Annotated in this window: 3 protein-coding genes; 1 reads left to right on the forward strand and 2 read right to left on the reverse strand. The window is 25.6% G+C overall.

Features of this window, described 5'->3' with window-relative positions:
• Positions 1-77: 77 nt before the first annotated feature.
• Complete coding sequence (splB, locus tag VN21_RS11395) at positions 78-1,100, forward strand: spore photoproduct lyase (RefSeq protein WP_046823391.1); 1,023 nt, start codon at positions 78-80, stop codon at positions 1,098-1,100.
• A gap of 48 nt (positions 1,101-1,148) precedes the next feature.
• Here the strand turns inward: splB and nhaA are convergent, their stop codons facing one another.
• Positions 1,149-2,309: a Na+/H+ antiporter NhaA gene (gene nhaA, locus VN21_RS11400; protein ID WP_046823392.1), complete on the reverse strand. Its 1,161-nt coding sequence runs from the start codon at positions 2,307-2,309 to the stop codon at positions 1,149-1,151.
• A 364-nt stretch (positions 2,310-2,673) separates the two neighbouring features.
• Positions 2,674-2,991, reverse strand: a complete 318-nt coding sequence (locus VN21_RS11405) for a hypothetical protein (RefSeq protein WP_046823393.1) — start codon at positions 2,989-2,991, stop codon at positions 2,674-2,676.
• Positions 2,992-3,070: the final 79 nt, after the last annotated feature.

The raw sequence follows: 3,070 nt of genomic DNA on the forward strand, positions 1-3,070 counted from the left end.
ATTAATAATATGTAATCTTTTACTTTAAATAAAATTGGATAAGATATAATAAATAATTAATTTTGAGAGGTGAAAAAATGTTTAGTCCTAAAAGAGTTATATTTGAAAAAAACTCAATAGATACATACATTGGAAAAAAAATTTATGACAAGGTGAAAGACAATGAAAATGTAGAAATTATACAATTAACATCAAATAGAGTAAAGAGTAATATTCCAGGAGAAAATTTATTTGAACAATACAGATCAGGAAAAGAAACTTTAGTTGTTGGAAAAAGAAGTAGCTTAAAGTTTCAAACATGTAAACCTTCAGCACACTATCAATTGCCAATTGTAAGTGGATGTATGGGGAGATGTGAATACTGTTATTTAAATACACAATTAGGAGATAAACCATTTGTAAAAGTTTTTGTAAACATGGATGATGTATTAAATCAAACTAAAAAGTATATTGATGAAAGAGAGCCAGAGATAACTATATTCGAAGGAGCTGCAACGTCAGACCCAATTCCATTAGAGCCTTATACAAACTCACTAAAGCTTGTAATAGAATTTTTTGGAAAAGAAGATAAAGGAAGGTTTAGATTTGTAACTAAATATAGCGATATAGACAGTCTTTTGAATATAAATCATAATAATCATACAGAAATAAGATTTAGTATAAACACGCCTAAAATAATAGATTCTTATGAGCATTATACTGCATCTTCTAATAAAAGAATTGAGGCTGCTGCAAAAGCAGCAAAAGCTGGGTATAAGATAGGATTTATAATTGCACCAGTTTTTTTATATGAAAATTGGAAAGAGGATTATAAAAAACTAATAAAGCATATAAAAGATACATTACCAGAAAATTATCATGACAAACTTACATTTGAAGTTATTTCTCATAGATATACTACTAAAGCAAAAAATAGAATAATAGAAATTTTCCCAGAAACTACCCTACCGATGGTTGATGATTCTAGAACATTTAAATATGGACAATTTGGATATGGTAAATACGTTTATACAAAAGAACAATTAGCAGATATGAAAGAGTTTTTTAAAGATAACATATTAAATGAATTTCCTCAAAGTGAAATTAAGTATATTATATAGTAAAAAATAAAAGACTTGAAACAAATTATTTGTTCCAAGTCTTCTGATTTAAGCAGTTTTTTTATGTTTAAATGTATATGATTTATTAGACGTAGCATTTTTACTAGTAAGAGTGGCTACTATGTAAGTTGAAATAATTGAAATTAATGATGCTAATAATATAGATATTTTAGCAATACTTACAAATTCAGAGTTATTATCAAAAGCTATTTCTGAGACGAATATAGACATTGTAAAGCCTATACCAGCAAGTATTGATACTGAGAATATTGATAACCAAGTTGACCCCTTAGGTTTTTCTGTAATACCAAGCACTGTTGCTATAAATGCAAATGTCATTATACCTAAAGGTTTTCCAATAGATAGTCCAGCTACGATACCTTTGATTAAAGTATAACTATTAGAAATATCTATGTTTAGATTTAATGTTATTGCAGTATTTGCTAAAGCAAATAGCGGTAATATAAATAAGCTACACAGTGGATTCAATCTGCGTTCTAACTTAGATGAAATAGTCTCCCTTTCTCCGCTAAGCTTAGTAGATGGAATTGACATTGCAATTAAAACACCGCTGATTGTAGCATGAACACCACTTAAATATATAAGTCCCCATATAAATAAACCGATTATGAGATATGGATAAATTTTGTGTATTTTAAGGCGTATATTCATGTACATTAGAATACATACAAGAAATAATGCTAAATATAAAATTTTAAAATTTATATTTGAAGAATACAAAACTCCAATTACAATTATAGAAATTAAATCATCTACTACAGCTAAAGAAAGTAAAAATATTTTTAAAGATGGATTTAATTTATTTTTTAATATCATAAAAATACCTACAGCAAAAGCTATATCAGTTGATATTGGAATTCCGACTCCAGCCTCAAATTGAGTACCTTTATTAAACCACATAAATATAATTGCTGGAATAATTACTCCACCCAATGCTGAGATTATAGGAAAAGAAGCTTTTTTGAAGCTAGATAAATTTCCATATAGTAATTCATGTTTTATTTCAAGTCCTACTAACAAAAAGAATATAGCCATTAAAAAATCATTTACTAACATATGTACATTAAAGTGACCTAGAAATTTAAATTCTCCTAAGAGTTGATGATAAAAAGATGAAAATGGACTATTTGCTAAAGTTATAGAAATTGCTGTTGCAGATAAAAGTAAACTTCCTGGTAAACACCTCAGAAGATGCTATTTTTTTTATATTTAGTTTCATAAAATTAATTATCCCCCCCTAATATTTTGAAAACATATATAAAATTAACTTTACATTAAGCTATACTACTCTTATACAAATATGTTGTCAATGATACTAAGTATAAAGTGAAAAAAATGAATGAAACGTTTTCTTGAAAATGTTGAAAAAACTAACACATGAAATTGACTTAATAACTAAAAAGAAACATATAGTTCGAAGCGATACGAATGATACTTTTAAAAGCTTATGTGTAATTTTATTCGGAAAAAATTTTTATATGAATTTATTAATAAATATTTAGATAAAAAGAATAAAGTATAGACTATAGTTTTCGCTATAGTCTATACTTTATTAAATAAATATATGTGCAATAATGCTAAAGAATCCAACAATATTATTTATTCCTAATATTATAGAGAAAAGGACTAAAATTGATTTGTCTCTTTTTTTATCTATAGCAATAAATCCTAATATACAAGATAAAACTCCTAAGATTAATATACCAAATAGTATAGCTATATGGATTTGATTTTTCATTATAAAATTAAATCCATAATAAGAAAAATCCCAAGATATAAAATTTCCAACTACAAAAAATATTATAGTTAAAGTCATAATCATTACAGTACATTGACCTACTTTACTTCTTGGAAAAAAATTAATTTTCATTTCAGGATCCTCCTGTTAAAATTTAGACTCACAATATGTTTAATAAAAGTTTAATATTTAAATATGAAATATATATGAA

The organism is Paraclostridium benzoelyticum, assembly GCF_001006285.1.
Lineage (GTDB): Bacteria > Bacillota > Clostridia > Peptostreptococcales > Peptostreptococcaceae > Paraclostridium > Paraclostridium benzoelyticum.